Raw genomic sequence first — 4,615 nt, forward strand, 5'->3', positions numbered from 1 at the left:
GTCACTAATTTTTCACTATCTTGGCAAGAATTTCATTAACTCTGTCAACCGACAACCTCACACGTCCAGATTCCGCGCATATAGCGCGTTTTCCTCGATAAACGCCCGTCGGGGTTCGACGTTGTCGCCCATCAGGGTGGTGAAGATTTCGTCGGCGGCGATGGCGTCGTCGATCTGCACGCGCAGCAGGCGGCGGACGGCTGGGTCCATGGTGGTTTCCCAGAGCTGCTCGGGGTTCATTTCGCCGAGACCTTTGTAGCGCTGCTTGCTGATGCCGCGTTCGACTTCGGAGAGCATCCAGCGGATGGCGTCGGCAAAGCGGGTGACGGCCTGCTGTTTTTCGCCGCGGCGCATGATGGCGCCGGGCTGGATCAGGCCGGAGATGGATTCGGTGGCCAGGCGCACGGTGCGGTAGTCGCCGGAGCGCAGGAAATCGCCGTCGATCTGGGTGAGCTTGCGGTTGCCGTGGTGCATGCGGGCAATGTCCAGCGTCCAGGCTTCGGCGACTTCGTTGTAGATGGCTTCGATGCTGACTTCGCTGCCGACGGCGGCCTGCAGGCGGGCGGCGGAGTCGCGGGCGGCGGCTTCGTCATCCAGTGACAGGGGCAGGTCGTGGGCCAGCAGGGCGTGGAGGACGGCGGAGTCGATCCAGTCGGCGAGGCGGCGAATGACGGCTTCGGCGAGCAGGTAGGTGCGCGCAAGGCCGCCCAGTGCGTCGGTGTGGATGGCTTCGAGGCCTTCGCCGGGGATGAGGGATGAACCTTCGAGGCCGAGCTTGAGCAGGTGGGCGTTGAGCTCGGTGTCGTCCTTGATGTACATCTCGTTCTTGCCGTGCTTGATCTTGTAGAGCGGCGGCTGGGCGATGTAGATGTGGCCGCGCTCGACGAGTTCGCGCATCTGGCGATAGAAGAAGGTGAGCAGCAGGGTGCGGATGTGCGCGCCGTCCACGTCCGCGTCGGTCATCAGGATGATGCGGTGGTAGCGGAGTTTTTCGGGCTTGAAGTCGTCGGCGCCGATGCTGGTGCCGAGCGCGGTGATCAGCGTGGTGATCTGCTCGGAGCTGATGAGCTTGTCGAAGCGGGCGCGCTCGACGTTGAGCACCTTGCCGCGCAGCGGGAGGATGGCCTGGAACTTACGGTCGCGGCCCTGCTTGGCGGAGCCGCCGGCGGAGTCGCCCTCGACGATGTAGATTTCGCACAGGGCCGGGTCTTTTTCCTGGCAGTCGGCGAGCTTGCCGGGCAGGCCGACGCCGTCGAGCACGCCCTTGCGGCGGGTCATTTCGCGGGCGCGGCGGGCGGCTTCGCGGGCGCGGGAGGCTTCGACGATCTTGCCGCAGATGGTTTTGGCGTCGATGGGGCGCTCGAGGAGGAAGTCGGCGAGCTTTTGCGCGACGACTTCTTCAACCGCCGGACGGGCTTCGCCGGAGACCAGCTTCATCTTGGTCTGCGAGGCGAACTTGGGGTCGGGCATCTTGACCGACAGTACGCAGGCGAGGCCTTCGCGCATGTCGTCGCCGGAGATGTCGACCTTGGCCTTCTTGGCGATCTCGTTTTCTTCGATGTACTTGTTGATGATCCGCGTCATCGCGGCGCGCAGGCCGGTGAGGTGGGTACCGCCGTCGGCCTGGGGGATGTTGTTGGTGAAGCACAGCACCTGTTCGGCGTAGCTGTCGTTCCACTGCATGGCGACTTCAACGGTGATGGGCACGCCGTTCTGGATGGATTCGCCGGTGGAGTGGAAGACGGTGGGGTGAAGCACCGACTTGGCACGGTTCACGTACTCGACGAAGCCGGGCACGCCGCCGGCGAAGGCGAAGTCTTCTTCCTTGCCGTTGCGGCGGTCGATCAGGCGGATCTTGACGCCGTTGTTGAGGAAGGAGAGTTCGCGCAGGCGCTTGGCGAGGATTTCGTAGTGGAATTCGACGGTGCCGAAGATCTCTTCGTCAGCCAGGAAGTGCACTTCGGTGCCGCGCCGGTTGGTGTCGCCAAGCACGCGCAGCGGGCTGGTTTCGATGCCGTTGACGAGTTCGATCTGGCGGTCGATGGCGTGGCCGCGGTTGAATTCGAGCGCGTATTTTTTGCCGTCGCGGCGCACGGTGAGGCGCAGCCACTTGGACAGCGCATTGACGCAGGACACGCCCACGCCGTGCAGGCCGCCGGACACCTTGTAGCTGTTCTGGTTGAACTTGCCGCCGGCGTGGAGCACGCACATGACGATTTCGGCCGCCGAGCGCTTGGGCTCGTGCTTGTCGTCCATCTTTACGCCGACCGGGATGCCGCGCCCGTTGTCGGTGACCGAGATGGAGTTGTCGGCGTGGATGGTGATGACAATGTCGTCGCAGTGGCCGGCGAGGGCTTCGTCGATGGCGTTATCGACCACCTCGAAAACCATGTGGTGCAGACCGGTGCCGTCGGAGGTGTCGCCGATGTACATGCCCGGCCGCTTCCTCACCGCCTCCAGCCCTTCGAGCTGCTGGATGCTGGATTCGTCGTAGTTATCGTTGGCGACGGCGGGTTGTTGCGGCGTATCGGACATGGCGTTCTCGGTTCTGCTTGATTGTTCTGCTTAGGCTTGCAGCCTGGTGGGTCGCCTTAACAGAAACGACCCGGGTTCGAGTTTGTGGAGAAAGCGCTGCGAGCAGGCCCGAGGTCGCAATGAGGAGCGGAGCTGTACTGTTGTACAGCGAGCACCGGAGTTGCGGGATCGGGACGCGCAGTAGCTTTGTCCACGAACTCCTCAAATCCGCATCGGCATCACGACGTACTTGAAGTCGGCGTTGTCGGCGAGGCCGAACAGGGCGCTGGCGTTGCCGTCGTTGAAGCGGATTTCGATCTCGTTGGCGGACACGTTGGTCAGCACGTCGAGCAGATAGGTGACGTTGAAGCCGATGTCGAGCGAATCGCCGCTGTAATCGACTTCGAGTTCTTCGAGGGCTTCTTCCTGCTCGGCGTTGGTGGACACCAGCTTGAGGCTGCCCTCCGAGAGCATCAGGCGCACGCCGCGGAACTTCTCGTTGGTGAGAATGGCGGCGCGCTGCAGCGATTGCAGCAGGGCCAGGCGGCTGGCCTTGACCAGCTTGGGGTGGCCTTGCGGAATGACGCGCTCGTAGTCGGGGAACTTGCCGTCGATGAGCTTGGAGATGAGTTCGATGTGGCCGAAGCGGAACACGATCTGGTTGCCGACCAGGGTGACTTCGAGGGCGTCGTCGGAATCGGCGAGCTGGCGGGCCAGTTCGACCACGGTTTTGCGCGGCAGGATCACGTCGGTGCGGGCGTAGTCGCCCACCAGCGGGGACGCGGCGTAGGCCAGGCGGTGGCCGTCGGTAGCCACCATGCGCAGGGTGTCGCCGGCGACGACGAGCAGCAGGCCGTTGAGGTAGTAGCGGATGTCCTGCTGGGCCATGGCGTACTGGACCAGCGCGAGCTGCTTCTTGAAGGCCTTTTGCGTGGTGGTGAAGTGCACCCCTTCGCCTTCCGGCGGGGCCAGGCGCGGGTAGTCGGCGGCGGGCAGGGTCTGCAGCTGGAAGCGGCTCTTGCCGGCCTTGAGGGTGATGCGCTTGTCGTCAAGGGTGAGGCTGACGTCGGCGGTGTCGGGCAGGGCGCGCAGGATGTCCTGCAGCTTGCGGGCGCCGACGGTGATGGCGACATCTTCGGCGCCCAGCGCGGCGGGGGCGCTGTTGCGGATCTGGATCTCGATGTCGGTGGCGAGCAGGGTGAGCAGATCGCCCTTTTTCTCGATCAGCACATTGGAGAGAATCGGCAGGGTATGGCGTTTCTCGACGATGCCGGACACCGATTGCAGCGGGGCGAGAAGGGCGTCGCGGGGCGCAGTGAAGAGCAGCATGAGATCAGGTCTCCGTATCGTTTTCTAGTGGGCAGGGCGTTTCAGGGCCCGGCCGGCAATCATGGGTTGTGCAGGTTTCAACCGCGCAGCACCTGGGTGAGCACGTGCAGGTCGTGGTTGAGCTGGGTGTCGCCGAGACGGAGTTCGGCGATGGTGCGGCAGGCGTGCAGCACGGTGGTGTGGTCGCGGCCGCCGAAGGCTTCGCCGATGGCCGGCAGGCTCATCGGGGTCAGATCCTTGGCGAGGAACATGGCCACCTGGCGCGGCCGGGCGATCACCCGGGTGCGCTTCTTGGAGTGCATGTCCGCCACCTTGATCTTGTAATAGTCGGCCACCGTTTTCTGGATGAACTCGGCGGTGAGCTGGCGGTTGTGGGCGTTGAGGAGATCCTTCAGCGCCTCCTTGGCCACTTCGAGGCTGACTTCCTTGCCGTGGAAGCGGGCGAAGGCGAGCACCTTTTTGAGTGCGCCTTCGAGCTCGCGCACATTGGAGCGCAGGTTTTTGGCGATCAGGAAGGCCACGTCCTCGTTCAGCGCAATGCGTTCGACTTCGGCTTTTTTCTTGAGGATGGCGACCCGCATTTCCAGCTCGGGCGGTTCGATCTGCACCGTCAAACCCCAGTCGAAGCGGGAGATCAGGCGGTCTTCGAGGCCCTGGACATCCTTGGGGTAGGTGTCGCTGGTGATGATGATCTGCTTCTTGGCCTCGGTGAGGGCATTGAAGGCGTGGAAGAATTCTTCCTGGGTCCGGTTCTTGTTATTGAAGAACTGGA

3 protein-coding genes are annotated in these 4,615 nt (G+C 63.6%); all 3 read right to left on the reverse strand.

The window, feature by feature from the left end; all coding sequences use genetic code 11:
* Nucleotides 1-57: 57 nt before the first annotated feature.
* Nucleotides 58-2,535: a DNA topoisomerase (ATP-hydrolyzing) subunit B gene (gene gyrB / locus Q1W26_RS06280; RefSeq protein ID WP_300437317.1), complete on the reverse strand. Its 2,478-nt coding sequence runs from the start codon at nucleotides 2,533-2,535 to the stop codon at nucleotides 58-60.
* Between the two features lie 201 nt (nucleotides 2,536-2,736).
* Nucleotides 2,737-3,843 (reverse strand): DNA polymerase III subunit beta, encoded by a 1,107-nt coding sequence (gene dnaN, locus Q1W26_RS06285; RefSeq protein ID WP_300437320.1) that lies wholly within the window; start codon nucleotides 3,841-3,843, stop codon nucleotides 2,737-2,739.
* A 77-nt stretch (nucleotides 3,844-3,920) separates the two neighbouring features.
* The coding region (locus Q1W26_RS06290; protein ID WP_300437323.1) for a chromosomal replication initiator protein DnaA at nucleotides 3,921-4,615 on the reverse strand (695 nt) is incomplete at its 5' end.

The organism is Zoogloea sp. (genome assembly GCF_030157465.1).
In the GTDB taxonomy this organism is placed as follows: Bacteria; Pseudomonadota; Gammaproteobacteria; order Burkholderiales; family Rhodocyclaceae; genus Zoogloea.